Genomic DNA, 25,392 nt, shown 5'->3' with positions numbered 1-25,392 from the left:
CCTCAGATCCTCGGGATCACCGGGCCGAGCGCCAGGTCGGCTTTCAGCCGTTCACGCGCCTGGTCCAGCCAGGCTTCCAGTTCGCTGTCGGTCTTAATCAGTCCGCCCGACAGTCGCGTCTCGCGGGACTTCGGTTCCAACAAGGCCGCTGCTTCACGCAGGGCGTCGCCCACGCTGGTTGGAATCGCTTTGGCCTCCGCCTTCCACGCCGCCAGGCTGCGACGTTCCAAGGCCTCCGCGATGGCGGCGGGGCCGTCGACAGCCGGCCTTTCGGACTTCATCAGCCCGCTGTCGCGGCGGATGTCGGCCTTCTGCTCTGGGCTCAACCGGCCCCAGGTCGGGTCACCGTGCAGACGCTCCTCTCCCGCCGTCCAGGCCGCTTCCCAACTAGCCCAGGCCTCGTTCAGTTCGGCGCGCAAACTGTCGGCAGCATGCTGGACAATGGGGGTGATGGGGTCGGGTTCTGTCAGCAGGGCGCGATGTGTCCGCACCGACTCCAGGGCTTCTTCCTGGCCGCCTGCGCCCAGCCTCACCAACCGCTCCGCCAACCGCCAGCCCGGCGAGCGCTGCTCGATCTTGACCGCCGTCCCGCGCCAGGTCTTCAATTTTTCGAGCCAGACGTCCTTCGCGTTGGCGAGGGTCACCAGCCGATCCACCCCAACGACGCTCTTAAGGTCGACTAGGTCCTGGTCGGGTATGACGATGGGGGCGGGCGCATCCCCGCCTGCCGTCTGCTGGGCGCGTTCAAGCGCCGCCAACAGTTCACCCAAGGCCGAAACCTCAGCTCCTGTTTCAAACGCGATTCCCGCCGCCTGAAGGAGGCTCCGGACGGCCAGCTTTTGGCCCGCCGTTGCGACCGTTGCCTCCCGTTGGAATCGAACGGACGACAGCTTCTGGCGCGGCAGGATCGCAGGATCTGCGGGGTTTCCGTCCTCGCCACGCGCCCTCAGTTGCCCCGCGTTAGTCAGAACCACGACCATGGCGTCGATGGCGTCTTGAGGCCAACCATACGGATCCGCCTCGAACTCACTCCTGAGCTCCCGGCCGGTTTTACCAGAGCCGCCGGCTCGATCCAGGATCGCCTTGGCCACGGGATGGTCTTCGACCTGACCGTTGTAGCCAACGGCCTTCAGCGCATCCGGCTGCTTGCGGCTTGCTTGAGTCAGCGCCGTTCCCCAGCTCGGGTGATCGGCGGCCTCGAAGAACTTGTACAGCCGAGCTGCGGATGCTCCCGCCGCCGCCTTGACCGCCTCTGCCGGTGAGCCGCCGAGAACAGCGCCACCGGCTTGCAGCACTTTCGCTTGGGCCAGCGCCTGTTTCAGGATTTCTCGCGCCGTGTCGTCCGCCTGACGTCGACGGGTGTCCATGCCTGCGCGCGCTTCGCCAGCGTCTTCGGTGCCGCCGACACCTCGCGACTGCAATACAGCCTCGGTGGCGAGCCGGGTTTCAATGGCCGCTTTCAGGGCCTCCGGCTCGTGGCGCGGGATCAGTAGGTAAAGGGTCGGATCCTCGACAGACGCCGCCTTGATCCGCCCTTCGATCTCCGTCAGGTCCTCGGCATAGCCGTTGTAGATGCGCAGCGGCACACCATCGCCAGATGCCGTCTCGTCCCCTCTCAAGCGCTGGATCTTGCGAGGCGTCTTCGACAGCCCTTGGGCGACTGAGGTCACCCCCTGCAACGCGCGCTCCAGCGCATCGTTAATCCCGGCGTTCCGCAGTCCTGCGACGGCGGTCGGATCGTTGCCGATCCGGCGCTTCTCGTCTCGGAACGCGGTCTGCCACTGGGCGCTCTCCTTCGTCTGCAGTCGCCATTCGCCACCCTCGATCTCGACGACCGCGCCATCATCGGCCAACTCGGCCAACAAGGCCGGCACCTTGGCGCGCAGACCGTGGTCGCTGGCGAGGTCCACAATCATCAGGTCGGAGAGGGTTTCGCTCTTGGCGCGCACGCCGTGGCGATCTGCATCCGAAGCGATGCGGCCCAACATGTAGACCAGCATCAGCAACCGGGCCTTCAGCGGATCGTTCTCGCCCTTGCCCTTGCGAAGCTGCTCGATGCGATCCCGTGTCTCGCGCGAGATCATTTGCAGGTTGAAGGCATCGTCGCCGACGCGTTCGTAGAGGAAGTCAGCGGCCACCGCGTGCCCCAGGGGCTTGTCGGCATAGGTCTTTGCCGCGGCCAAGGTGGTGTGCAGCTGGCCCCGCAGGTTTCCCTTTAGGCCCGTACGGTCCATCTCCGCCAGGATGGTTTTCCAGACCCGGCGGCGTGACGGCAGAAGCGGCCAATCAGCCACGGCGTCGTCGGCATCGCTCACGGAGTGGGCAAAGCTGCTGCCGTACAGTTCGCGACTGATCTCGCCGCTGTTTTTTTCCAGCATTGCGCGGACGTCGGGCTCCCTCTGCGGGTTCTTCCGCAAGATGGTTCGCCGGATGACCGTGTCGATATCATTGTCGGCGAGGGCCACCATGATGCGAAAGCGCCCCAGGAGGCGCTGGAGGTTTTCCAGGTCGCTCAGCGCCTGTTGACCTGTAGCGACAACCAACAGCTTGCCGTCAAATCCGCTCGAAAGGCGCTCGACGATTCCTTGGATCTTCAGGGTCTGGGCCGGGTCGGCGTTTAGGAACTGCTGCACCTCGTCCAGCACGACCAGAGTCAGCGGGAAACTGGTGCGACCCATCAGGATGGCGCGTCGTGCGTACTTCTCGACATCCTCAGGGGTCACCAAGGAGTCATCGCCGAATACCGAGCGGAGTTCGCCTCTCAGCTCCTTGGCGTCGGCGGCGATATCCGGCTTGGCCTTCAACACGGCTTGGGCGAAGGCCGGGCTGAGGGTCGCCAACTCCAGTGCGTCGTCGAACTTGTCGCCCAGTTCGGCTCGAACCGCATCCAGGATACCTTGATCAGCCAACCAGAAGACGATGCGGGCCGCTTTGAGGTCCTGCGGTAGCCCGACGGCGCGGAAAATGAATCCCAGAACCACCGCGCCTGGATCGGCGCTCTCTTCCGGCATCGATCCGCCGGCTGCCAGTAGACCGCCATGCCGTTGCCCAGCAGCTCGCAGCTCCTTGAGCGACGCCCGCACGTTGCTCGGGACATCTGTCACCAAGCCTTCCGCGGTGGCCCCGTCGTCGAACTTCACATTCTCCCACAACGCGGCCAGCATCGCCGCCAGGTGCGACTTCCCCGATCCGTAGAAGCCCGAGATCCAGGCCGCCGGCGCAGTCCCCCGACCCACGTCGGCAAGAAACGCATCGAGAATGCGCGCCAGACCCTCGGCGTAGTGCCCATCGCAGACGAAGTTCTCCAGCTCCGAGCGTAGCGTCTCCATCCGGCCGGGAGGCGTGGGCGACTCCAGCTTGGCGACGCCTTGGTTGGCCAAGCGTTGCTCAGCGGGATCCTTGAAGAAGACGTCTCGGTTCAGCACGGGCTCACTCGCTTCTTGTTTGTCTTGCTTTTGGCTTGGGGCCGCAGGGGCGTCGGGCGTCACGCCGGTTCCGAGGGGATTGGAATGGCGTGGTAGTTCCAACCAGGACGAGCATCCAGCAGCCGATATCCGGTGCCGTCGTAGCGCCCAGCGAACGAAAGCAGTAGTCGACCTTTGAGGCGTCCCTCGACAGCCTCCACCGCGCGGGACAAACGCGCCAGGCCAAACAGGGCACCGCTGCGCTTTACCGCAACGACGTCGTCAGGTCCGGCGGCATCAACCGCCTCACCCAGCCAGTTTGCCACATAGGTTTCGAAGCGCGGCAGCACGGTCTTCAGTTCTTCGGGCTCCTCCAGCAACGCGTCCTCAAATCCCGATGCTGCGAGCCAGGCCGCAAACAAGGTCCCCGCGTCGAGGCTCTTCCAGCCGTGATCTGCCGCATGGGTTTCATGCGCGAACTGATCCCACTGGCCTGCTACGCGGCCCTCGAGGCTCCGGTCATACCAAAGCATCCAGACCCGCGCCGAGGCGGGGACATCGTCTCGCCATGGCAACCGCACTTGCTTGCGGTATGCCTTCACCAGGTCGTCGAACGTATGCATTCGCCCCTCAGTCTTCCGCCACCGTTGCGTCGATCTCAAACACGCCACCGCCCTGCCGCATCCGGACCAGTCCACGGCCCTGGGCCAGTCGTAGGAGCGACAGGCGCTCCTCGCCCTCGATGTCCAGTACCGCCAGCCACGGACTATTCAGGAGTGCAGGTCCTCCAAAACCGGCCCGCCGGGCCAGCAACGCAGCGAACGCCGCTACTTCCGGCGTCGCGTGAGGCCGTACTCGCTTCTTGTTCCGGGTTCCCTTCAGGTGCCCGCTCTGGGTCCAGCTGGAGTTGCAGTTCTGGGCCATGCTTTTCAGCATTGCCGGGCTGAATCGCTCCGGATGCGCCTGCTCGATGGCTTGAGCTAGGGTTTCCCATTCTACAACTGATCCGACGGTGGCCGGCAGGACCCCCGGCGCACTGTCGCGCAGGAGGGGGTCTCGGGCCAACGAACACAACATCGCCAGCAAGGGACGCCCCATTTCGTCGCTTGCCCACAGCGCCCGCATCGCTCGGTTGATTGGGGCCTGCGCAGTTAGGGCATACAGCTGGTTCAAGTTTCGGAAAGAGCTTTGCCTAGCTGCTGCCGACTTCTTCTCCAGCAAGTTCTCATCGGTGACCCAAGAAACGGCCGTGGCGACGCCTTGAGATTCGGCCGCGCTCAAGAAGCGGGCGAGTTCCGCCAGCATGATCGTCTTCGACTGATGCGCGCCTCCGCCAGCCACTCGAAAGCCGAACGCAGCCAACTTGACTGGATCGTTGCTCGGCCCGAACCAGGAAGCGCCTCTCGGCGAGCTAGCGCTGTCGATATCGGTCATAAATCTCATCGTTGTACGCACTGGGGGGGCGGCCCGAGTGTCGTTCTATGTGCCACCGGTTTGTCGCGCCACTTCTAAGGAGGGATGGCGACCTGGACAGTGCAAGTCTTGCCACGCTCCTACGTCAGTTTCGGACGCGCCGAGGCGACCCCAGAGCGGGTAGCTTGAGCGCGATGAGTATCGGCGAAGGTCAGCCGTGCTAGGCGCGCGACCGCCCCGAAAATGCCAGCTACTGTCACCCACAATGCTCGCCGGCTGTCACCCATCGACGCTTGGTGGCGCATCTTAAGTTGTTGATATAGCGGGCGTGTGCGCTTGCGCGCGGTGCCTGGTGGAGCCGAGGGGAGTCGAACCCCTGACCTCGTCATTGCGAACGACGCGCTCTACCAACTGAGCTACGGCCCCGTTTCCGGGTGCAGGCGAGGGCGCGACATACGAGGGGTGGCCCGGTGGTGTCAACCGGTCGCAGGCGCGGGGCGGGCGTCGATGGCGGAAAAGTTGGCGGGAAGCGACGGGTGCGGCTAGAAGCGGCGGCTTAACCCCTTTGCAGGAGCACCCCGGGGCATGGCGGCGATCATCGGCTTCTTGTTCTTCATCCTTACGGCGGTGCTGCGCCTGTTCGTGATCGCCCTGATCATCAACGCGGTCCTGAGCTGGCTGGTGGCGTTTGACGTGATCAACTACCGCAACCGGTTCGTGGCCTCGCTGGGTGACGCCCTCGACCGGATCGTCAGTCCCGTGCTGGAGCCGCTGCGTCGCATCATTCCGCCTCTGGGCGGGATGGACCTGACGCCGATCATCGCCATCATCATCATCCAGGGCATCCTGATCTATCTGCTGCCCGCGTCGCACGCCGCCCTGCTCAGCATCGTCGGCGGCTACTGACGTCGGCGGACCGGCCGGAGACGGTGCGAACGGGTCACGCCCGGCCGTCTTTGGCGCCCCTCGCATCATCCGGCGCTTGCACCGTTCGACCACCGTCCTAAGGTGCCGCCCCACGGGGCCGCAGGCCTGAAAGACAACCGGATTCCATGACCACGATCAGATCAGTCGCCATCATCGGCGCGGGCCAGATGGGCGCCGGTATCGCCCAGACGGTGGCTGCGGGCGGCTATGACGTGAAACTGTACGACGCCGCGGGCGACCGGGTGCCGCAGGCGCTGGGCGCGATCGCCGCCAGCCTGTCGCGCCAGATCGCGCGGGGCCTGACCACCCAGGCCGACGCCGACGCCACCCTGTCGCGCATCGCCGCCGTCAGTTCGCTGGCCGAGGCGGCCAAGGCGGATCTGGTGATCGAAGCCGCCGTCGAGGACGAGGCGGTCAAGAAGGCGATCCTGGCCGACCTGGCCCCGCACCTCGGCGCCGACACCCTGCTGGCGTCCAACACCTCCTCGATCTCGATCACCCGTCTGGCCTCGACGACCGACCGGCCCGAGCGGTTTATCGGCCTGCACTTCATGAAGCCGGCGCCGGTGATGAAGCTGGTCGAAATCATTCGCGGCATCGCCACCTCGGCCGAGACCTATGAGACCGCCGTCGCCTTCGCCGAGTCGCTGGGCAAGACGACCACAAACTCCGAGGACTTCCCCGCCTTCATCGTCAACCGCATCCTGGTGCCGATGATCAATGAGGCGATCTACACCCTGTATGAAGGGGTCGGGAACGTCGCCTCGATCGACAAGGCGCTGAAGCTGGGCGCCAACCATCCGATGGGGCCGCTGGAGCTGGCCGATTTCATGGGGCTGGATGTCGTTCTGGCGATCATGAACGTGCTGTACGACGGGCTGGCCGACAGCAAATACCGGCCCTGCCCGCTGCTGGTGAAATATGTCGAGGCCGGCTGGCTGGGCCGCAAGTCGGGCCGGGGCTTCTATGACTATTCCGGCGAGACGCCGGCGCCGACGCGATGATCCCCCGTCTGGACAGCCCGGCGGACTTCCCCGGGCAGCAGCGCGTCGCCTGGCGCAAGGAGCCGCAACGCATCGCGCTGGCGGTGGTGCTGGGCGTGCTGTGGCCGCCGCTCTGGATCACGCTGGCGATCTGGCGTCCGCACAACTGGCTGCCGGGTCTGGAGATGGACTGGCGGCTGAAGCTGATGGGGCTGGGCCTGATCGGGGTTCCGGTCATCCTGTGGCTGTTGTCGCGCGAGACGCAACGGTCGGGCCGCCCGGCCACCCGTCTGGGCGTGGTCTGGCGTTTCATGTTCTACGGCGGGCTGGGCGCGGTGGCCCTGGCCGCCGTCTTCGCCCTGTTCCAGGTCGTGGTCCAATGGATGAACGCCGCCAACCTCGGCGAAGGCGTCGGCAGCAGCGAGACCACCTTGCTGATCTACGGGGTCGGCGGACTGCCGTTCGCGGTCGTCATCGGCGTGGCCTATGCCCTGTGGGCGGGGCTGTGCGTGGCCTTCATCGCCTTCTCCTCCCAGCCGGAAGTGCGCGATCGCCTCGGCGTCCTGAGCCGCGACGGCCAGGCCTGAATTCTTACGGCGAATTGGTTTGACGGGTCGGGCGCGCCCGGCGACGCTTCCTCCACACTCGGGGGAGCTCCATCATGACCGCTACAGACGCCGTCGCCACGGAACGGCTTGGGCCGATCGCGGCCAAGGACCGCATCTTCACGCTGGATATGCTGCGAGGGTGGGCGATCCTCGGCATTCTGGCGGTCAACGCCATGGCTTTCGCCTGGCCGATGGCGCTCGAGATGGACCCGACGCTGACGCCGCCCTGGCCTCATGACAGCGCCAATATTCTCGGCGAGTGGGTCAAGGACGTCTTCTTCCAGGACAAGTTCCGGTCGCTGTTCTCGATGCTGTTCGGCGTGTCGATCTTCCTGATCGGCGGAACCCGTTACGATGAGGCGCGCGGCCCCCTGCTGACGCGCCGCCTGCTCTGGTTGGGGCTGTTCGGCCTGATCCATGGCTTCGCCCTGTGGTTCGGGGACATCCTTCTGCATTACGCCTACACCGGGCTGCTGGTGATGATCGCTCGGTCCTGGTCCGCGCGCAGGCTGATCTGCACGGGCGCGGCGTTGAACGTCGTGTTCGCATTGCTGTCGGCGGGGTCGGCCCTGCTTGCCGGGCTCATGGCGGGTGCAGGGGCGCCCGAGGGCGGCAACCCGTTCGCCATGACGCAGGATCAGCTGATGGCGCTGATCCAGACCTATCAGTCCGCCTGGCCCGGCGCCCAGATCGAGAATGTGAAGGCGGCGGTCGTCCTTCAGCTGATGAGCCTGACCCTGATCCCCATCACCGCGGGTCTGATGATGCTGGGCATGGGCCTGTTCAAGTCGGGCTTCCTGACCGGTCGTTCGCCGACCTGGATCTATGTCCTGCTGCTGGTCATTGGCGGCGCGAACCTTGCGGCCTTCGCCTGGTACGACTGGCAGTTCTATTCGGCCCCGCACGGCGCGCCGGACCCGACGAACGGGCTCGCGGGTGTGCTGGGCAGCTTCGCGCCCCTGATCACCCTCGCCTATGTCAGTTTGCTGATCCTGATGACCCGGTTCGGGTTGAAAGCGATCACGGGGGTGTTGGCGCCGGTGGGGCGGATGGCCTTCACCAACTACCTCACCCAGACCCTGATCATGACGACCCTGTTCTATATGCCATGGGGGCCCCACTGGTTCGGGACCATGGGGCCGGGACAGCTGTGGCTCGTCGTCGGCGCGGTCTGGATTGTCCAGCTGATCTGGTCGCCCCTGTGGCTGTCCGTGTTCAGCATGGGGCCATTGGAGTGGCTGTGGCGGTGCCTGACGTACGGCCGGTGGGTTCCGCTCCGGAAATAAGGTCTCCGGGCCGAGGGGCTTGTTTCGGTGATGGCTGCGGGATTCCGCCTAACATCTGGAACCCGAAACCCACTGCCTCTACAGAGCAGGCATGACCGACATCGCCCCCACCCGCCCTGAAGCCCGAAACCCGCGTGGCTTCGCCGATCGCCGTGGCCGTGACCTGATCGCCGAGCGGCGTCTGGTCCAGCGCGTGTCCGAGGTTTACGAGCGCTGGGGCTTCGAGCCGCTGGAGACCGGCGCCTTCGAATACGCCGACGCCTTGGGCAAATTCCTCCCTGACGCCGACCGTCCGAACGAGGGCGTCTTCGCCCTGCAGGACGACGACGATCAGTGGATGGCCCTGCGCTATGACCTGACGGCGCCGCTGGCGCGCTTCGCCGCCCAGTCCTGGGAGACCCTGCCCAAGCCGTTCCGCCGCTATGCCTTCGGTCCGGTGTGGCGCAATGAAAAGCCGGGCCCGGGCCGCTTCCGCGAGTTCGTGCAGTGCGACGCCGACACGGTGGGATCCGATCGGCCGGAAGCCGATGCCGAGATCATCGCCATGGCCTGTGAAGGCCTTCAGGCCGCCGGTCTGGCGTCGGGGCAGGCGGTGATCCGCGTCTCGAACCGCAAGCTGTTCGACGGCCTGTTCGACGCCGGCGGCGTCACCGATCCGATCCAGAAGCTGACCGCCCTGCGCGCCATCGACAAGTTCGACCGGCTGGGCTGGGAGGGCGTGTCGGCCCTGCTGGGCGAGGGTCGTCTGGATGAGTCCGGCGACTACACCAGGGGCGCGCAACTGCCGCTGGGCGTGGCGGCCACCATCGAGGCCTTCCTGGCGTCGGCGGGGGATGCCGGGCTGAGCCGGGCGGAGACGCTGGAAGCCGTCGCGCGGGCGGGCGGGCTGGGCGCCGTCGGCGAGGCCGCGCTGGAAGAGCTGGCCGCCATCGACCGGGCGCTGAACGCGATGAAGGTCGGGCAGGACGCGGTCCGCTTCGACCCGACCATCGTGCGCGGGCTGGAATATTACACGGGTGCGGTGTTCGAGGCCGAGCTGCTGCTGGAAACCACCGACGAGAAGGGGCGGGCGGTGCGCTTCGGCTCCATCGGCGGCGGCGGTCGCTACGATGACCTGGTGGCCCGCTTCACCGGCGAGCGCCTGCCCGCCACCGGCTTCTCGTTCGGCGTCTCGCGACTGGCGTCCGCGCTTCGCGCCGCGGGGCGCGCGGACGAGGATGCGGTGCGCGGGCCGGTGGTCGTCATCGTCTTCGGGGACGCCGACATGCAGCACTATCTCGACGCCGTGTCCGAGCTGCGCAACGCCGGCATCGCCGCCGAACTGTATCTCGGCCGGGCCGGGATGAAGGCGCAGATGAAGTATGCCGATCGTCGCGGCGCGCCGGCCGCCATCATCCTGGGCGGAGACGAGATCGCCGCCGGGACCGTGACCATCAAGGATCTCGACGCGGGCCGCGCCGCGGCGTCCGGCGTCGCCGACAATGAAGCGTGGAAAGCCGAGCGGCCGGGGCAGCAGGTTGTGGCTCGCGCTGAGCTTGTGGCCACGGTTCGGGGTATCGTTGGTTCCTGACGCACAGCTTTGTGAGTTATCGCTGATAACAAAGGAAAAACCCCTGTCAGCCTCAGGGTCTTGATTGACTTCAAGCGTGAATTGTCGTCTTTCTGACGCACTCGGGAAGCGCAGCGTTTCGACGCAGCAGCGGCCTGGAGGCGTTTCGGGGAGGAAACGTCCGCTCTACAAGAGCGAAAGAAAGCCCGCCGCGATGTATCCCCCGCGGCGGGCTTTTTTGCGCCTGCCGCCTGTCAATCAGACGCCGGACTGCGATCCCCCGCCCCGAGAGATCGCAACCGCATCCCCGTCGGACGGCGCCGGCTCCGGTGAGGATTCGAGCGACGGTTTCCAGATGATTTGAGAGACGGGGTCTGCCGTTCGAAGATTTCGAACCCGATCGGTGAAGCGGCTCTGAGGCGCCCAACGAAAAAGGGCCGGAGCGTCGCCGCCCCGGCCCTTCGTCATGTTTGCGGCGGACCGCTTACCAGATCCGGACGCGGTCGGCCGGGGCCAGATAGTATTTCGAGCCCGGCTGCACGCCGAACGCTTCATACCAGGCATCGACGTTACGCAGCGGGCCGATGACGCGGAACTCGGCGGGGCTGTGCGGGTCGGTGGCGATCTGGGTCCGCAGGGCCTCGTCGCGGTGCTTCGACTGCCAGACTTGCGACCAGCCGTAGAAGAAGCGCTGGTCGCCGGTGACGCCGTCCAGCACCGGTGCGGGCTGGCCGTTCAGCGACAGGTGATAGGCTTCCAGGCCCACGGCCGTACCGGCGGCGTCGCCGATGTTCTCGCCCATGGTCAGACCGCCCTGGACCTTGAAGCCGGGAAGGGGCTCGAACTGGTCGTACTGGGCGCCCAGACGGGTGGTCAGGGCCTCGAAATTGGCCTTGTCCGCCGGGGTCCACCAGTTGCGCAGCACGCCGTCGCCGTCGGACTTGGAGCCCTGGTCGTCGAAGCCGTGGCCGATCTCGTGCCCGATCACGCCGCCGATGCCACCGTAGTTGACGGCCGGGTCCGCGTTCGGGTCGAAGAAGGGCGGCTGCAGGATAGCGGCCGGGAAGACGATCTCGTTGTTGGACGAGTTGTAGTAGGCGTTCACGGTCTGGGGCGTCATGCCCCATTCGTCCTTGTCGACCGGCTCGTTCAGGCGGTTCAGCTGGTAGTTCCACTGGAACAGGCCGGCGCGTTCGCCATTGCCGAACAGGTCGTCCGGGCGGATTTCCAGCGCGGAATAGTCACGCCACTTGTCCGGATAGCCGATCTTGACGGTGAATTTCCGCAGCTTCTCCTGCGCTGCCGCCTGGGTTTCGTCGCTCATCCAGGTCAGGTTGTCGATCCGGTGCGACAGGGCGGTCCGCAGGTTGGCGACCAGTTCTTCCATCTTGGCCTTGGACTCGGCCGGGAAGTAGTCGGCGACGTACTGGCGGCCGACGGCCTCGCCCAGCATGCCTTCAGCGAAGCTGATGCCGCGCTTGTCGCGGGGGCGCTGCATCGGCTGTCCGTTAAGGTCGCGCTGACGGAACTCCCACTGGACATCGGCGAAGCGGTTCGAAAGGCGACCGGCGGCGTCGTCGACGGTGTGGAAGGCCTGCCAGGCCTGAACGACGTCCATCGGCGTCTCGGCATAGATGCGGGCGATCTTCGGCATGGCCGTGTCCTGCCGGACGATCACGCGCGGGACCTCACCCACGCCGACGGCGTTGAAATAGTCCTGCCAGGCGAAGCCGCGCGCTTCCGAGGCCAGCCGGCGGATGGTGTAATCGTTATAGGTTTCGTCGCGATTGCGGTTCTGCACCGGGGTCCAGTGGGCGCCGGCGATACGGGTTTCGAAATCCACCACTTCGGCGGCCGTGGTGAACGGCTTGTCCCAGCCCGCCATCGCCAGCATCCGGCCGACGTAGGTCACGTAGAGCGCCTTCTTCTCGGCCCAGCGGGCTTCGAAATAATAGTCGCGGTTCGGCAGGCCGAGGCCGGATTGACCGGTGGTCACGACGTACCGCGTCGGCTGTTTCTGGTCGATGGTGATGCCGGTGCCGAAGATCGAACCGCCGATGCGGCCCTGCGTCTGGCCCATGTAGACGGCCATCTTGTCGTGCGTGTCCGCGGCGCGGATGGCGGCGAGGTAGGGCTGCAGGGGCTGGGCGTCCAGCGCCTCGATCCGGTCGGTGTTCATGTAGGACCGATAGGCGTCGGCGATTTTCTGCTCGTCCGAGCCCGCCGTCAGATCGGTCCGGGCCACCAGGGCGTCGATCATCTCCTTGACGCGGTTGTCCGACAGTTCACGCAGCAGGTTGAACGAGCCGTAGGAGGTGCGGTCCGACGGGATCTGCAGGCGATCCAGCGCCGCGCCGTTGGCATGGCGGAAGAAGTTGTCGCCGGGGTTCACCGAGGTGTCGCGACCGTTCAGGTCGAAGCCCCAGGTTCCGTAGCGCGGGGCGACGGTGCCCTGATAGCCCTGGACCGCGGCGCCCTGTGCGGGGGCCTGGAACAGTTCGAAAACCGTGCAGGCCTCGTCAACGCAGGCGTGGTCGTCATTGTCGGTCCAGGACTGGGCCTGGGCAGCGGCGGGCAGGAGCAGCGCGCCGAGGGCGGCGCCGATAAGCAGCTTCTTCATTACGAGGGTTCCGGACTTCTCTTCGCCAATTTGGAAGGGTCGGCGCGGACCCTACGCCCGCTTCCGAAGCTGTCGCCTGAATTTTTTGTCATGAAGCGACGGAAGCCCAGGCCGGGCGGCGTTTCAGCCCAAAGGGCTGAATGTCGGGGCGGGCCGGGCGATTTCCCTGTCCGTCGCCCGCAGGGTGGCGTCGGAAATCGGCGATTCCACGGCGAGGCGCCGGCCGCGAAAGCCTTGCGGTGATGAAACCGCACCGCCTAGGCTCGTGTCGTCATGTCGGGGAGCCGGGCCTGCAAGCCGGGCTTCCGCGGGGGCGTGGCGGACAGGGACACAATGACGGGTCACGGCAGCGGCGGCGAGTACAAGGATCTGGTGGTCTTTCTGGCCGCGGCCGGGGTGGTGGTGCCGCTGTTCAACCGGCTGAAGATCAGTCCGGTTCTGGGCTTCCTGGCGGCCGGCGTGCTGCTGGGGCCGGACGGACTGGCCCGGTTCGCCGACACTGTGCCCTGGCTGGCCTGGCTGACCATTTCCGACGCCAACCAGATTCGTTCCCTGTCCGAACTGGGCGTCGCCTTCCTGCTGTTCATGATCGGGCTGGAGTTGTCGTGGGAGCGACTGAAGGCCATGCGCCGGCTGGTGTTCGGGCTGGGCCTGACGCAGGTGGTGGTCTGCACCGTCGGGCTGGCGGCCCTGTTCATGGCGATGGGGCAGGCCTTCGTGTCGTCGGCGGTGCTGGCCATGGGGTTGGCCCTGTCCTCCACGGCGGTCGTCATGCCGGTGATGGCCGAGCGGGGCCGGCTGGGCGGTGCGGCCGGCCGCGCCACCTTCGCCGTCCTTCTGGCCCAGGATCTGGCGGTCGCCCCGATCCTGATCACCGTGACCGTGCTGGCGGCGATGGCCCAGGGCGGCGCCACGACCGGCGGCTTTGACCCGGCGGTTCTGGGAACGGCCCTGTTCACCCTGATTCCGGCGGCGATCGGTCTGGCGCTTCTGGTGGGGCTGGGCCGTCTGGTCCTGCGACCGTTGTTCAGCTCGGTGGCCAAGGCGCAGGCGAAGGGGCAGGGGCAGGAGATGTTCGTCGCCGCCTGCCTGCTGGTGGTGGTCGGGGCGGGCCTGGCCGCGCAGGCCTCGGGTTTGTCGATGAGTCTCGGCGCCCTGATCGCCGGCCTCCTGCTGGCGGAGACCGAGTTCCGCCGGGCGGTCGAGGTCTCGATCGAGCCGTTCAAGGGGTTGCTGCTGGGGGTTTTCTTCGTCGGCGTCGGCATCGGTCTGGATCTGGACGCCGTGGCCGCCGATCCGGTGGCGGTGTTCGGGCTGGCGATCGGGCTGACCCTGTTCAAGGCGCTGCTGATCTATGGCGCGGCGCGGGCGTGGGGCGTCAAGAACCGGACCGCCATCGAGACCGCGCTGGTCCTCGGCCCGGCCGGGGAGTTCGCCTTTGTCATTCTGGGCGCCGGTCTCGTCGAGGGCATCGCTTCGCCCGACTTCACCCGGACCGTCATGCTGGCGGCGACGATAAGTATATTTACTGTACCCCTGATGGCGATATTTGCCGATCGTCTTACGAGACAGGTCGCCGCATCTCGGCCTGACCTTCCGGCCGAGGCCATGGCCCTTCCGAGTGTGGACGGTCAGGTTCTGATCGTCGGCTTCGGTCGCGTCGGTCGGCTGGTGGGGGAGATGCTGGCCGAGCACGGACAGAATTTCGTCGCCGTGGACGCCAATGCCTCGACCGTTTCCAAGGGGCGGGCGGAAGGCTCGAATGTCTTCTACGGGGATGCGGGTAACACGGAAATGTTACAGCGCTGCGGGATCGAAAAAGCCCGCGCCATGGTGGTTACAATGGATTCTCCCGCAAGGGTTGATGAGGTTGTGTCGGCGGCGCGGTCGCTGCGGCCCGACCTGATCCTGATCGCCCGCGCCCGGGATTCAAGGCACGCGGAAAGATTGTATCGACTGGGCGTCACCGACGCCGTGCCGGAGACGACGGAGGCCAGCCTCCAACTGGCGGAGAACACCCTGGTCGACCTCGGCGTGCCGATGGGATTGGTGCTGGCCTCGATCCACGAGCGCCGCGACCGCTTCCGCAAACTCTTTCAGGACGCCATGCCGGACAGTAACGAAACGCGCCGCCCGCGGGCGCTCAGGTCAACGACGCGGCGCAGCCCCGCGACGGATTAACAAAGCTGGGCCGTTAACCCAGCAACTATCCCCAGTGTTAATCTGTACACCCCAATTTGGTCATCGTTGCGTGATGAGTGCGCCCTTCGCCGGACCGCGGTCAGGCTTGGACGCGCCTCCCCCCGTGTCTTCTCCATCCTGCCTTAGTGGCGTTCTTTTCGTGCCGGCGGCCCCCCGCTGCTTAAGTCGAGTAACCGTTTTCCATGCGAGATATCGCCCTGAGCTCCGCCCCGACCGCCTCGGACGTCGAGGCTGACACCCCCCGCCTCAACCGCCGCCAGGCCGCCAAGGTCCGCACCCGCCAGAAGGTTCTGGACGCGGCCCGCAGCCTGTTCGCCGAGCGCGGCTATGAGCCCGCCACCATCCGCGACATCGCCAAGGGCGCCGGCATGTCGACCGGTGCGGTCTTCGCCAACTTCCAGGACAAGGCCGAACTGTTCGAGGCCGTTCTGGCCGAGGACATGGCCCGTCTGGCCGAGTCGCTAAACGCCGCCGTCGCCGCCGAGAGCACGCTGCGGGGCCGCCTCCTGGCCGCCCTGACCGCCGCCTATCATGCCCAGCTGGAACACCTGCCGCTGGTTCAGGCCGTGGTCGCGCGGTCGTGGTTCCAGCCGGTCGCCGCGGAGATGCGCAGCCGCGCTGCCCTGCGCCCCGTCACCGGCGTCATCAGCGAGGTGATCCAGACCGGCGTCCGTGAGGGCGAACTGCGTCAGGACGTCGACGTCCGCCTGCTGAGCGAGCTCGTCTATGTCGCCTACGTCGGCAACTACCGTCACGCCGCCTACGACGCCTGGGGCATCGAGCAACTGACCAACCAGATCGGCAAGCAGATCGACCTGGTCCTCGCGGGCGTGCTGAGCCGGCAATAGGTTTGGCCCGCCGTCGGAGGGTTCGGCCTTCTCGACCGGACGCGGCCTGACTTGAGCTGAAATGATTGAAGGCCGCAGCACCCGCTGCGGCCTTTGTCGTTTGGGCATCGCTCTGTCGCGTTCAAGCCGCGAGCGACCGCGCCGCGAGCGTCAACACCCGGGGAAGAGCGTCAGCTCTTCCAGCGCAGGATGGCGGCCTTCACCGGGTTGACGAACGGGCGGCCCTCGGCGCGGCTCCTGGTCCATTCGCGCTTGAGCTGCTGGTACCATTTGGCCTGTTTGTCGGCGTCGTCGATCCAGATCAGGGCCGGGTCGTAGCGCAGGCCCTCGTTCTGCAGGTTCACCATGCCGCCGTCCTGCTTGAGGAAGGCGACCACCCCCATGCGCAGGAAGGGGCGGATCAGGTCGAAGATCCAGTGATCCGACCAGAAGATCTGGGTGATGCGGGTCTTCGTCTCGGTGATCGGGGTCAGGCAGGTCAGGGCCAGCACCTGTTTCGGACCGACCTGGATATGCTCCCAGCGATAACCGGGCAGGCGGAAGGTGATCTCGGTCGCCGGCGCGCCGCCCAGGATCTTGTAGGCGCGGCTGTTGGACGACGGGGCATGGCGGACCATGGCGAAGCCCATCTCGCGCGGCTCGAAGGCCTTGGCCTTTTCGTGCATCGAATGCTCGGACCGCCACCACCACTGCTGATGAACGTAGGGGCCGTGGGCGGGGTCCATCAGGCCGACGACGGCGTGGTCGATATGGCTGTCGAAATCCATCCCCTCGACCAGCTTGGCCTCGCCGCCGACGACGCCCGGGAAGACGGGCGGCTCATGATCCGGCTCGCCGCCGTTGCGGGGATCAGCGCTGATCCAGACGAAGACGATGTCCTGGCTCTCGCGAACGGGATAGGATCGCACGCGGATGCGGTCGGCCTCGAAGGCCTGGTCCTCGACCAGCGAGGGAATGGAGGCGCAGACGCCATCGGGGCGGAAACGCCAGCCGTGATAGGGACATTCGACCGTCTCGCCCTCGCCCGGCTTGTCGACCACGCGCCCGGCCGACAGGGGGGCGGCGCGGTGCGGGCAGATGTCGCGCATGGCGAAGACCTTGCCTGCTTTCGTGCGGCCGATCAGCACCGGCTCGCCCAGAAGTTCATAGCGCTTGAGCGACTCCGGCTTCACATCGCGCGACAGGGCGGCGAAGTACCAGGTGTCCAGCACGAAGCCCTTTCCAAAGGCGGTCGGCGGCGCCTTTGCCTCGGGGGCGTTGGAGGAGGCCGGGGCGGGGTCTGCGAGGGTCATGCGTCTTCTTAGCGCCGCCGAAACGGGAAGTCTTGACCGGCTGCATCCAATCACGCCCCCTGCGGCGACTACAGAACAACCGCGGGCCTGACCCGCACCCGGGGAAAACCGCCATGAAGACCATGACCGCCACCGCCGCCTTCGCCGCCTGCCTGTCCCTCGGCCTCGCCGCGCCAGCCTTCGCGCAGGCCCATGGCGATCATGCCGCCCCCGGTCAGGCGGCGGACCATGGCCACCGCCATGCGGACTTCGAGTCCGGGCGCTTCCATGTTCGCGTCGACGGGCCGGAGCATCCGGTCGGCGACATCATCCTGATCCCGGGCCTCAGCTCCTCGCCCGAGGTGTGGGATCAGCTGACCGATCAGTTGAAGGGCCGCTACCGCATCCACCGGATCCACGTTCAGGGCTTCGCCGGCGCGCCGGTCGAGGACAACGCCACGGGGCCGGTCGCCGCCCCGGTGGCCGAGGATCTGGCCCGCTATATCGCGGAACAGCATCTGGATAAGCCGGTGGTGATCGGTCACTCGATGGGCGGCACGATCGGCATGATGCTGTCGGCGCGCCATCCGGACAGCGTCGGCAAGCTGATGGTCGTGGACATGATCCCCTTCATGGGCGCGATGTTCGCCACGCCGGGTGTGAACCCGACGGTGGACTCCATCACGCCGGCCGTCGAGGCCATGACGGCCCAGTCGGCCGCCGTCAGCGACGCGGACTATCGCGCCCGGGCGGCCGCCACCGTGTCCGGCATGATCAAGACCGAAAGCCTGCGCGCCGGTCCGCTGCAGGATGCCGCGACCAGTGACCGGGCCGCGTCCCAGAACGCCTATCGCGAACTGCTGCTGACCGACCTGAGGGCGGAGCTGCCGAAGATCACCGCGCCGGTCGAGGTGCTGTATGTGGCCTTCGAATTCCCCGGCATGACGCCGGAGATGACCGACGCCATCTACCGCATGTCCTTCGCCACCCTGCCGTCGGCGCAACTCAAGCGGATCGACGACAGCGCCCACTTCATCATGCTGGATCAGCCGGCCCGGTTCGCCGCCGAGGTGAACGCGTTTTTAGAATAGGGGCGACGAAGGTCATCCTTTCGGCGGAAAGCGCCTTCACGGTCCTGTGAAGACTACAGGGGCGTTTCCGTGTGCCGCCTGATCGGCTAGAGCCGTCAGACGGGTTGGGTGAGGTTACAGATGGCCGGTGGCTTCAGCTTGGGGCGTGGTGGCGACGGCGGCGGCAAGCCGGCGCGGACACCCTTGCAGCGCGTGCTCTATTGGGGCGCGGTGCTGGGCGTCTGGGGCATCATCTTCCTGGTGGTCTTCTTCGCGGTGTTCGCGCGGGACCTGCCGGACACCTCGACCCTCTACAATGTCGATCGCCAGCCCTCGATCACCTATCTGGATCGCAACGGCGCCCTGATCGCGGTGCGCGGCACGCAGCAGGCGCCGCCCGCCGACCTCGACGCCCTGCCCGACTATGTCCCGGCGGCCTTCATCGCCATCGAGGACCGGCGCTTCTATCACCACCCCGGCTTCGACCCCGTCGGCATGAGCCGGGCCATGGTCTCGAACATGCGCGCCGGGCGCGTGGTTCAGGGCGGCTCGACCCTCACGCAACAGCTGGCCAAGAACCTGTTCCTGTCCCCGGACCAGAACCTGAAGCGCAAGGTTCAGGAACTGATGCTGGCGGTCTGGCTGGAGCTGAAATTCTCCAAGAAGGAGATCCTCGCCCTCTATCTGAACCGGGTCTATTTCGGCGCCGGCGCCTATGGCATCGAGGCGGCCTCGCAACGCTATTTCGACAAGAGCGCCAAACAGCTGACCGTAGGCGAGGCGGCGCTGCTGGCGGGCCTGCTGAAGGCCCCGTCGCGCTATTCGCCGGTGTCGGAGAGCGAGCGCGCCGCCGCCCGCGCCACCGTCGTTCTGAACGAGATGGTCGACGCCAAGGTCATCACGCCCGAGCAGCGCGCGCAGGCGGTGACCGAACCGGTCCGGGTGTCGCGCACCCTGGCGACCCAGCACGCCCAGTATTTCATCGACTGGCTGGACAAGCAGATCCGCGAACTGGTCGGCGAGCCCACCGAGGACATGGTGGTCGAGACCACGCTGGACCTGACCCTGCAGACCCAGGCCGAGCGGTCGGTGCGCCGCATCCTCGACCGCGACAAATCCAAGGGCGTGGAGCAGGCGGCGCTGGTGGCGCTGGACGGCGAGGGGCGGGTGCGCGCCATGATCGGCGGCGCCTCCTATGGCGATAGCCAGTTCAACCGCGCCACCGACGCCCGGCGTCAGGCGGGATCGGCGTTCAAGCCGTTCGTCTATCTGACGGCGCTGGAGAGCGGCTACACGCCCGAGACGCGCGTGAACGACGCCCCGATCCGCATCGGCAACTGGTCCCCGCGCAACTACTCCGGGACCTTCGCGGGCGAGATGACCCTGGCGCAGGCCGTGGCCCAGTCGACCAACACCATCGCCGCGGGCGTCGCGGATCAGGTGGGGCGCGACAACGTCGCCCGCACCGCGCGTCGGCTGGGCATCACCAGCCGGATCGGGCTGGAGCCCGCCATGGCGCTGGGCGCGGTCGAGGTGTCGCCGATCGAGATGGCGCAGGCCTATGACGCCTTCGCCAACGGCGGCAAGCGGGTGCAGGCCTACGGCATCAGCCGCATCCGCACCCCGCAGGGCCGGGTCATCTATCAGCGCGCCAGCCGCGCCGAAGGCCCGGTGCAGGCCATCAGCAATCCCTACCTCTACTATCTGAACCAGATGCTGCGGGGCGTGATGACGTCCGGCACGGGTCGGTCGTCGGCCATCGCCGGGCGCGATCTGGCGGCCAAGACCGGCACGACCTCCGACTACAAGGACGCCTGGTTCGTCGGCTACACCGGCGGCTTCGTCACAGCCGTCTGGGTGGGCAAGGACGACAACACCTCGATGCGGGGCGTGACCGGCGGTTCGTCGCCCGCGGCCATCTGGCGCGGCTTCATGGAGGCGGCCCTGCCGCGCCTGAACGCGCCGGCCATCCCCAACGGCCCGGCCATGCCGGAAGGCTGGACGCCGCCCAGCCCGGTCGAAAGCCTGATCGGCCAGATCGGCGACCTGTTCGGCGACAACCCGCCGGCCGAGGACAATGTTGATCCCCTGGACGAACGCCTGATCGAGCCCGCGCCGACCCCGCGGCCCATCGCGCCCAATCGTCCGGAACAGCCGCCGGTCATCCGCCCGACGCAGCCGCAGCCCCCGCGCGAGACTCCGAAGCCCGAGCCCCAGCCGGACAAGAGGGCCGACCCGCTGTTCTTCTGACGGACGTTCGGGGGCGACGCCTCCATCACCCTTCGGGCGGCCCCTCTCTCCCCGAAGTGGGGAGGGCCCCGGCGGCCTGGCCGGCGAGACGAAGGATCAATCCCGCTCTAACGCCCCACCGCGTGCAGCGCGGCCCCGTGGTCGCGCAGCCATTTGCGGAACGGCCGGTGGTCGCCGACCAGCCGCGCCACCACCGACCAATAGGCCGGGCTGTGGTCGGCGTGGACCAGATGGGCGACCTCGTGCGCGGCCAGATAGTCGGCCACGGCGGGCGGGGCCATGATGACGCGCCAGCTGTAGCGGATCGATCGGTTATGCGGGCTGCACGAGCCCCAGCGGGATTTCGTGTCGGCGATGGCGAGGGTCACCGGGCGCTGCCCGAGCGTGCGCAGGTGATGTTCGGTGCGCTCGGTCAGCACCTGACGCGCCAGTCGTTTGAACAGGTTTTCGACCCGGCGGGCATAGGCCTCGCCCTCGCCGCCCGACTGGATGACGGGCCCGTCGGCGGTCTCGATCAGACGCGCCGCGCCGGCGCCGGCGACGGCGACCAGCCGGGTCGGCTGGCCGAACAGGGGGACGGTCGCGCCGGGCTCCAGCGGGGTGCTGTCAGGGCGTTCGGCCAGCCGCTCGCGCATCCAGGCGGACTTGGTGCGGGCGAAGGCCACGACCTCGGCCAGCTTGCGCTCCGAAGGGGCGACCAGAACCGCCTCGCCCGCCCGGCCGTCGATGCGGATGGACAGCCGCCGGGCGCGCGGATTGACCGAGAGCCGGGCCGGGACCCCGACCGCCTCAGGCGGCAGTCGCTGATCGTTCCGGTACTGCACAGAGGGCCTCGTTGGCCGCGATGAAGTCGCGGACGCGCGGATAGATTTCGTCGCGGAAGCGGCGACCGTTGAAGACGCCGTAATGGCCGACTTCGGGCTGAACATAGAGCACCCGACGCTCGTTCGGCAGGTTCGGCGTCAGGATGTGGGCGGCCTGGGTCTGGCCGACGCCGGAGATGTCGTCCTTCTCGCCCTCGACCGTCATCAGGCCGATGTCCGTGATCTTCGACAGGTCAACCTTGCGCCCGCGGTGCTCCAGCAGGCCGCGGGGCAGGAGATGCTGCTGGAAGACGATGTCGATCGTCTGGAGATAGAACTCCTCCGACAGGTCCAGCACCGACAGGTATTCGTCGTAGAACTCCTCGTGCTTGCCGGTGCTGTCGCCATCGCCGGAGACCAGATCCTGGAAGTATTTCCGGTGGGCGTCGGTGTGCTTTTCCTCGTTCATCGACATGAAGCTGTAGAGCTGCACGAAGCCCGGATAGACGCGCCGTCCGAAGCCCGGATAGGGCCAGGGCACGGTATGGATCATGTTCGATCGGAACCAGGCGAAGGGCTTTTCCTCGGCCAGTTCGTTGGTCACCGTCGGCGACAGACGCGCGTCGATGGGCGAGCCCATGAAGGTCATCGAGGCCGGGCGGTTCGGGTCCTCGTCCTCGGCCATCAGGGCGCAGGCGGCCAACACCGGCGGGCCGGGCTGGCAGACGCCGACGACGTGGGCGCGCGGGCCGATCTGGGCCAGCATGGTGCGGACGTGGTCGATGTAGTCGAAGAAGTCGAAGCGACCTTCCAGCATCGGCACCTGACGGGCGTTCGACCAGTCGGTGACATAGACGTCGTGGTCCTGCAGGAAGCCTTCGACCGTGCCGCGCAGCAGGGTCGCGTAGTGACCCGAGAGGGGAGCGACGATCATCACGGCGGGGGCGGCGGTCGGCTTTCCGGCGCGCTTCAGGTCGCCGATGTGGCGCGCGAACCGGATCAGACGACACCAGGGCGACGACCAGACGATCTGTTCGGTGGTGCGGACCGGCTTGTTGTCGATGGTCACGACATCCAGTCCCCACGACGGCTTGCCGTAGCGACGGGTGACGCTCTCGAACAGTTCGGCCGAGGCGAAGGCCGTGCGCCCGATGGCGGTGTCGGCGGCCGGATTGAGCGGAGAGGTCCAGAAGTCCCGGGCCATCTGGGCCCCGATACGGAAGGGTCCGGCCGAGGCGTAGGCCAGCTCGTGAAGCGTATAAAGCATGCGTGTCCTGAGACGGCCCCCGCCGAGAGTGCGGCAAGGCATCATAGATTATACCGCACTGCAAAAAGATTATCGGCGATCACTGAAATCGTGAACGCCGCGCCTCAGCCCCGTTCCATGTTCCGGCGGATGATCTGTGCGGCGTTGGCCGGGCCGATGTCGTGGCCCAGCGGGGCGCGGAACTTCCCGTCGGGTCCCATCAGATAGATCGTGAGGGAGTGGTTCATGGTGTAGTCCTCGCCGTCACCGACCTTCTGATAGACGGCGCGGTAGGCGTCGGCCGCGGCCTTCACCTGGGCCGGCGAGCCGGTCAGGCCGACCACGTCCATCGGATAGCTGGACAGATAGTCCTTCATCGCCTGCGGGGTGTCGCGTTCCGGATCGACCGAGATGAAGACCAGCTGCAGGTCGTCGGCCCGGGCGCCGAGCTGTTGTTTGGTCGCCTCCAGCATCCCCAGGGTCGCCGGGCAGAAGTCGGGGCAGTAGGTGAAGCCGAAGAAGACCAGCGACCACTTGCCGTTCAGGATCGTCTGATCGACCGGCTGTCCCTCCTCATTGACCAGCTGGAACGGTCCGCCGACTTGCGGCTGGCCGGTGGAGGTGATCTCGCCTGTGATCGGGGCGGCCGGCTGGCGGTTGACCAGCACCATGGTGACGACGGCGAGGGCGGCCGCGATGGCGACGCAGGCGCCGGCGAAGACGAGGATGGAGCGGCGCGGCATCGCGACCCTTTCGAGATGGCCCCACGCGGGCCGAACCGGTCTATAGAAGGACTGTGAGCGCTACAGAAGATCATCCGACGCCGCAGTTCGCCGGGCCTGCCGAAAACGGCGCCCCCCTGGTCAACTGGCGCAACCTGCCCCGCCGTAGCCGGGGCCTGTCCCTGCGCACCCTCGTCATCGTTCGCTGGATGACGATCTTCGGCCAGAGCGCGACCATCTTCGTCGCGACGGCCTGGTTCCATTTCGATCTGCCCCTGTGGGGCTGTCTGGCCGCCATCGCGGCCAGTGTGGCGGTGAATCTGAACGCCACGGCCCGTTTGAAGCGCAGCGACGGCGCGACGCCGGACGGGGCTTTGACGGCGGCCCACCTCGGCTTCGACATTCTGCAGATCGCGACCCTGCTGGGCCTGACCGGCGGGCTGCAGAACCCGTTCTGCCTGCTGCTGGTCGCGCCCGTGACGGTGGCGGCGGCGTCCCTGCCGGGGCGGCAGGCGGTGTTCATGGGCCTGCTGGTGTTGCTGGCGACGGTCTGCCTGTTCTTCGTCTCGCTGCCGCTGCCGTGGCAGGCGGGGACCGAGATGGTCCTGCCGCCGCTGTACAAGATCGGCATCGGGCTGGCCCTGACGACCGGGGTGGTCTTCACCTCCGCCTATGCCTGGCGGGTGGCGGCGGACGCCGAGAAGCTGGAGCTGGCGCTGGCGACGACGCAGGACGTGCTGCAACGCGAGCAACGGATGGCGGCCCTGGGCGGACTGGCCGCCGCCGCGGCGCACGAACTGGGCACGCCGCTGGCCACCATCCAGGTCGTGGCCAAGGAGCTGCTGCGGGCCTCGGCCAAGGACGGCCCGGCGGCCGAGGACGCGGCGCTGATCCTGCAACAGGCCGAACGGTGCCGCGAGATCCTGAAACGCCTGTCGCAACAGCCGGAGGAGGGCGGCATCGCCTTCGCCGAGGTCGGGCTGAAGGCCCTGCTGGAAGAGGTGGTCGAACCCCACCGGGGCTTCGACCTGGAATTCGAGGTGCTGGTGCGCACCGCCTCGGGCGAGAAGCCGCCCCGCGTTCGCCGCCTGCCGGAAGTGATCCACGGCCTGTCGACCCTGGTCGAAAACGCCGCTGATTTCGCGGGCGGCAAGGTGCGGGTGAGGGCGCTGGTCGATGCGGGCTTCATCGAGATCGAGGTGGTCGACGACGGCCCCGGCTTCCCGCCCGACATCCTGCCGCGTCTGGGCGAGCCCTATGTGACCAGCCGTCCACAAGGCAAGGCGCGCCGGGCCCTGACGGCCCAGATCGCCGCCTCCGTCGCGGCCGCCGCGCCGGGCCGGAAGTCGAAGAAGGCCGTGACGCCGACGCCCGAGCCCGAGGTTATCGCTCCCAGCCAGGGCGGGATGGGACTGGGCTTCTTCATCGCCCGGACGTTGCTGGAGCGCACCGGCGGAAAGGTCAGTGTCGGGGCGGGTGACGGGGGCAAGGGCCAGCCGCGCGGCGCCCGCGTCGCCGTTCGCTGGGCCAGGCCGGCGCTTGAGGTCGCGGCATGAGCCGTGGTGTCGCACCCCCCGTCTGAACCTTGACCGGACGACCGCCGTTACCGACTTGAGCGGAATGGAGATGACCAAGATGCCCGAGACCGAAGCCCGGATCGCTGCGCTGGAGGACAAGACCCTCCTGCTGCTGGACGACGACAACGCCCTGCGCACCCGGCTGGGCCGCGCGCTGGAGAGCCGGGGTTTCGTGGTGACCACCGCGGGTTCGGTCGCCGAGGCCACCGACGCCCTGCGGGTCTCGGTCCCGGCCTTCGCCGTGCTGGACATGCGGCTGGACGACGGCAACGGCCTGAAGGTGGTGGAGATGATCCGCGACCGCCGCGAGGACTCGCGCATCGTCATGCTGACCGGCTACGGCGCCATCGCCACCGCGGTCGCGGCGGTGAAGGCCGGCGCGGTCGACTATATGCAGAAGCCCGCCGACGCCGACGATGTGGTCAAGGCCCTGCTCATGACCGGCGAGGCGCCCGAGCCGCCGGACAATCCGATGAGCGCCGACCGCGTGCGTTGGGAGCATATCCAGCGGGTCTATGAGCTGTGCGACCACAATGTCTCCGAGACGGCCCGCCGCCTCGGCATGCACCGCCGCACGCTGCAGCGCATTCTCGCCAAGCGCGCGCCGCGCTAA

Annotated in this window: 19 protein-coding genes and 1 tRNA gene; 11 read left to right on the top strand and 9 right to left on the bottom strand. The window is 67.3% G+C overall.

The genetic code is table 11. From position 1 onward, the window contains the following. Positions 1-2: 2 nt before the first annotated feature. The 4 genes from brxC to ACW174_RS04465 all read right to left on the bottom strand — a co-directional run bounded on the left by brxC (position 3) and on the right by ACW174_RS04465 (position 5,243). Positions 3-3,425: a BREX system P-loop protein BrxC gene (gene brxC / locus ACW174_RS04480; RefSeq protein WP_492016504.1), complete on the bottom strand. Its 3,423-nt coding sequence runs from the start codon at positions 3,423-3,425 to the stop codon at positions 3-5. 59 nt (positions 3,426-3,484) lie between these two features. After that, positions 3,485-4,027, bottom strand: a complete 543-nt coding sequence (locus ACW174_RS04475) for a hypothetical protein (protein WP_492016503.1) — start codon at positions 4,025-4,027, stop codon at positions 3,485-3,487. 7 nt (positions 4,028-4,034) lie between these two features. After that, positions 4,035-4,838: a hypothetical protein gene (locus tag ACW174_RS04470; protein WP_492016502.1), complete on the bottom strand. Its 804-nt coding sequence runs from the start codon at positions 4,836-4,838 to the stop codon at positions 4,035-4,037. A 329-nt stretch (positions 4,839-5,167) separates the two neighbouring features. After that, a tRNA-Ala gene (locus ACW174_RS04465) sits at positions 5,168-5,243 on the bottom strand. A gap of 159 nt (positions 5,244-5,402) precedes the next feature. Here ACW174_RS04465 and ACW174_RS04460 point away from each other — a divergent pair. The 5 genes from ACW174_RS04460 (at position 5,403) to hisS (ending at position 10,191) form a co-directional block, all read left to right on the top strand. Then, positions 5,403-5,723, top strand: coding sequence for a YggT family protein (locus ACW174_RS04460; RefSeq protein ID WP_492016501.1), 321 nt, complete (start codon positions 5,403-5,405; stop codon positions 5,721-5,723). Positions 5,724-5,869: 146 nt separating this feature from the next. Then, entirely contained in the window at positions 5,870-6,748 is an 879-nt protein-coding gene (locus ACW174_RS04455) for a 3-hydroxybutyryl-CoA dehydrogenase (protein WP_492016500.1), read from the top strand. Beyond that, positions 6,745-7,314 carry a phthalate transporter gene (locus tag ACW174_RS04450; RefSeq protein WP_492016499.1) on the top strand — a complete coding sequence of 190 codons (570 nt, stop codon included), beginning with the start codon at positions 6,745-6,747 and terminating at the stop codon, positions 7,312-7,314. Before ACW174_RS04455 ends, ACW174_RS04450 begins: the two co-directional genes overlap by 4 nt. 74 nt (positions 7,315-7,388) lie before the next feature. After that, the gene (locus ACW174_RS04445) at positions 7,389-8,621 is read left to right on the top strand and encodes a DUF418 domain-containing protein (protein WP_492016498.1); all 1,233 of its coding nucleotides are present in this window, start codon (positions 7,389-7,391) and stop codon (positions 8,619-8,621) included. 91 nt (positions 8,622-8,712) lie between these two features. Continuing rightward, entirely contained in the window at positions 8,713-10,191 is a 1,479-nt protein-coding gene (hisS, locus tag ACW174_RS04440; RefSeq protein WP_492016497.1) for a histidine--tRNA ligase, read from the top strand. Positions 10,192-10,654: 463 nt separating this feature from the next. On the opposite strand, the gene ACW174_RS04435 is transcribed toward hisS, so the two are convergent. Continuing rightward, complete coding sequence (locus ACW174_RS04435) at positions 10,655-12,790, bottom strand: M13 family metallopeptidase (RefSeq protein ID WP_492016496.1); 2,136 nt, start codon at positions 12,788-12,790, stop codon at positions 10,655-10,657. Positions 12,791-13,123: 333 nt separating this feature from the next. On the opposite strand from ACW174_RS04435, the gene ACW174_RS04430 reads away from it, so the two are divergent. Both ACW174_RS04430 and ACW174_RS04425 read left to right on the top strand, forming a co-directional pair. Next, positions 13,124-14,971 (top strand): cation:proton antiporter domain-containing protein, encoded by a 1,848-nt coding sequence (locus ACW174_RS04430; protein WP_492016495.1) that lies wholly within the window; start codon positions 13,124-13,126, stop codon positions 14,969-14,971. 203 nt (positions 14,972-15,174) lie between these two features. Next, complete coding sequence (locus tag ACW174_RS04425; RefSeq protein ID WP_492016494.1) at positions 15,175-15,840, top strand: TetR family transcriptional regulator; 666 nt, start codon at positions 15,175-15,177, stop codon at positions 15,838-15,840. 170 nt (positions 15,841-16,010) lie between these two features. On the opposite strand, the gene ACW174_RS04420 is transcribed toward ACW174_RS04425, so the two are convergent. Beyond that, a complete protein-coding gene (locus tag ACW174_RS04420; RefSeq protein ID WP_492016493.1) occupies positions 16,011-17,132 on the bottom strand; it encodes a Rieske 2Fe-2S domain-containing protein in 1,122 nt (373 codons plus the stop codon). Between the two features lie 113 nt (positions 17,133-17,245). Between ACW174_RS04420 and ACW174_RS04415 the strand changes: the two genes are divergently transcribed. Next, entirely contained in the window at positions 17,246-18,202 is a 957-nt protein-coding gene (locus ACW174_RS04415) for an alpha/beta fold hydrolase (RefSeq protein WP_492016492.1), read from the top strand. Between the two features lie 120 nt (positions 18,203-18,322). After that, positions 18,323-20,431, top strand: coding sequence for a transglycosylase domain-containing protein (locus ACW174_RS04410; RefSeq protein ID WP_492016491.1), 2,109 nt, complete (start codon positions 18,323-18,325; stop codon positions 20,429-20,431). Between the two features lie 107 nt (positions 20,432-20,538). Here ACW174_RS04410 and ACW174_RS04405 read toward each other — a convergent pair whose 3' ends face one another. From ACW174_RS04405 to ACW174_RS04395, 3 genes are all read right to left on the bottom strand, one after another. After that, positions 20,539-21,255, bottom strand: coding sequence for a M48 family metallopeptidase (locus ACW174_RS04405; RefSeq protein ID WP_492016490.1), 717 nt, complete (start codon positions 21,253-21,255; stop codon positions 20,539-20,541). Then, on the bottom strand, positions 21,221-22,501 hold the full coding sequence (locus ACW174_RS04400) for a polyhydroxyalkanoate depolymerase (RefSeq protein WP_492016489.1): 1,281 nt from the start codon (positions 22,499-22,501) through the stop codon (positions 21,221-21,223). Before ACW174_RS04400 ends, ACW174_RS04405 begins: the two co-directional genes overlap by 35 nt. Positions 22,502-22,605: 104 nt before the next feature. Beyond that, positions 22,606-23,223, bottom strand: a complete 618-nt coding sequence (locus tag ACW174_RS04395) for an SCO family protein (protein ID WP_492016488.1) — start codon at positions 23,221-23,223, stop codon at positions 22,606-22,608. Positions 23,224-23,276: 53 nt separating this feature from the next. Here ACW174_RS04395 and ACW174_RS04390 point away from each other — a divergent pair, with 53 nt between their 5' ends. Beyond that, positions 23,277-24,758 carry an ActS/PrrB/RegB family redox-sensitive histidine kinase gene (locus tag ACW174_RS04390; protein WP_492016487.1) on the top strand — a complete coding sequence of 494 codons (1,482 nt, stop codon included), beginning with the start codon at positions 23,277-23,279 and terminating at the stop codon, positions 24,756-24,758. Between the two features lie 79 nt (positions 24,759-24,837). After that, entirely contained in the window at positions 24,838-25,392 is a 555-nt protein-coding gene (locus ACW174_RS04385) for an ActR/PrrA/RegA family redox response regulator transcription factor (protein ID WP_492017237.1), read from the top strand.

The sequence above is a fragment of the Brevundimonas sp. AVps31 genome (assembly GCF_058681355.1).
This window is presented reverse-complemented; position numbering and strand designations above follow the sequence as displayed.

What these genes read in the sequence shown, in the direction of transcription:
- ACW174_RS04475 (WP_492016503.1), bottom strand. Translation starts at nt 4,027, where the DNA reads ATGCATACGTTCGACGACCTGGTGAAGGCATACCGCAAGCAAGTGCGG.
- ACW174_RS04470 (WP_492016502.1), bottom strand. Translation starts at nt 4,838, where the DNA reads ATGACCGATATCGACAGCGCTAGCTCGCCGAGAGGCGCTTCCTGGTTC.
- ACW174_RS04460 (WP_492016501.1), top strand. Translation starts at nt 5,403, where the DNA reads ATGGCGGCGATCATCGGCTTCTTGTTCTTCATCCTTACGGCGGTGCTG.
- ACW174_RS04455 (WP_492016500.1), top strand. Translation starts at nt 5,870, where the DNA reads ATGACCACGATCAGATCAGTCGCCATCATCGGCGCGGGCCAGATGGGC.
- ACW174_RS04450 (WP_492016499.1), top strand. Translation starts at nt 6,745, where the DNA reads ATGATCCCCCGTCTGGACAGCCCGGCGGACTTCCCCGGGCAGCAGCGC.
- ACW174_RS04445 (WP_492016498.1), top strand. Translation starts at nt 7,389, where the DNA reads ATGACCGCTACAGACGCCGTCGCCACGGAACGGCTTGGGCCGATCGCG.
- hisS (WP_492016497.1), top strand. Translation starts at nt 8,713, where the DNA reads ATGACCGACATCGCCCCCACCCGCCCTGAAGCCCGAAACCCGCGTGGC.
- ACW174_RS04435 (WP_492016496.1), bottom strand. Translation starts at nt 12,790, where the DNA reads ATGAAGAAGCTGCTTATCGGCGCCGCCCTCGGCGCGCTGCTCCTGCCC.
- ACW174_RS04430 (WP_492016495.1), top strand. Translation starts at nt 13,124, where the DNA reads ATGACGGGTCACGGCAGCGGCGGCGAGTACAAGGATCTGGTGGTCTTT.
- ACW174_RS04425 (WP_492016494.1), top strand. Translation starts at nt 15,175, where the DNA reads ATGCGAGATATCGCCCTGAGCTCCGCCCCGACCGCCTCGGACGTCGAG.
- ACW174_RS04420 (WP_492016493.1), bottom strand. Translation starts at nt 17,132, where the DNA reads ATGACCCTCGCAGACCCCGCCCCGGCCTCCTCCAACGCCCCCGAGGCA.
- ACW174_RS04415 (WP_492016492.1), top strand. Translation starts at nt 17,246, where the DNA reads ATGAAGACCATGACCGCCACCGCCGCCTTCGCCGCCTGCCTGTCCCTC.
- ACW174_RS04410 (WP_492016491.1), top strand. Translation starts at nt 18,323, where the DNA reads ATGGCCGGTGGCTTCAGCTTGGGGCGTGGTGGCGACGGCGGCGGCAAG.
- ACW174_RS04400 (WP_492016489.1), bottom strand. Translation starts at nt 22,501, where the DNA reads ATGCTTTATACGCTTCACGAGCTGGCCTACGCCTCGGCCGGACCCTTC.
- ACW174_RS04395 (WP_492016488.1), bottom strand. Translation starts at nt 23,223, where the DNA reads ATGCCGCGCCGCTCCATCCTCGTCTTCGCCGGCGCCTGCGTCGCCATC.
- ACW174_RS04385 (WP_492017237.1), top strand. Translation starts at nt 24,838, where the DNA reads ATGCCCGAGACCGAAGCCCGGATCGCTGCGCTGGAGGACAAGACCCTC.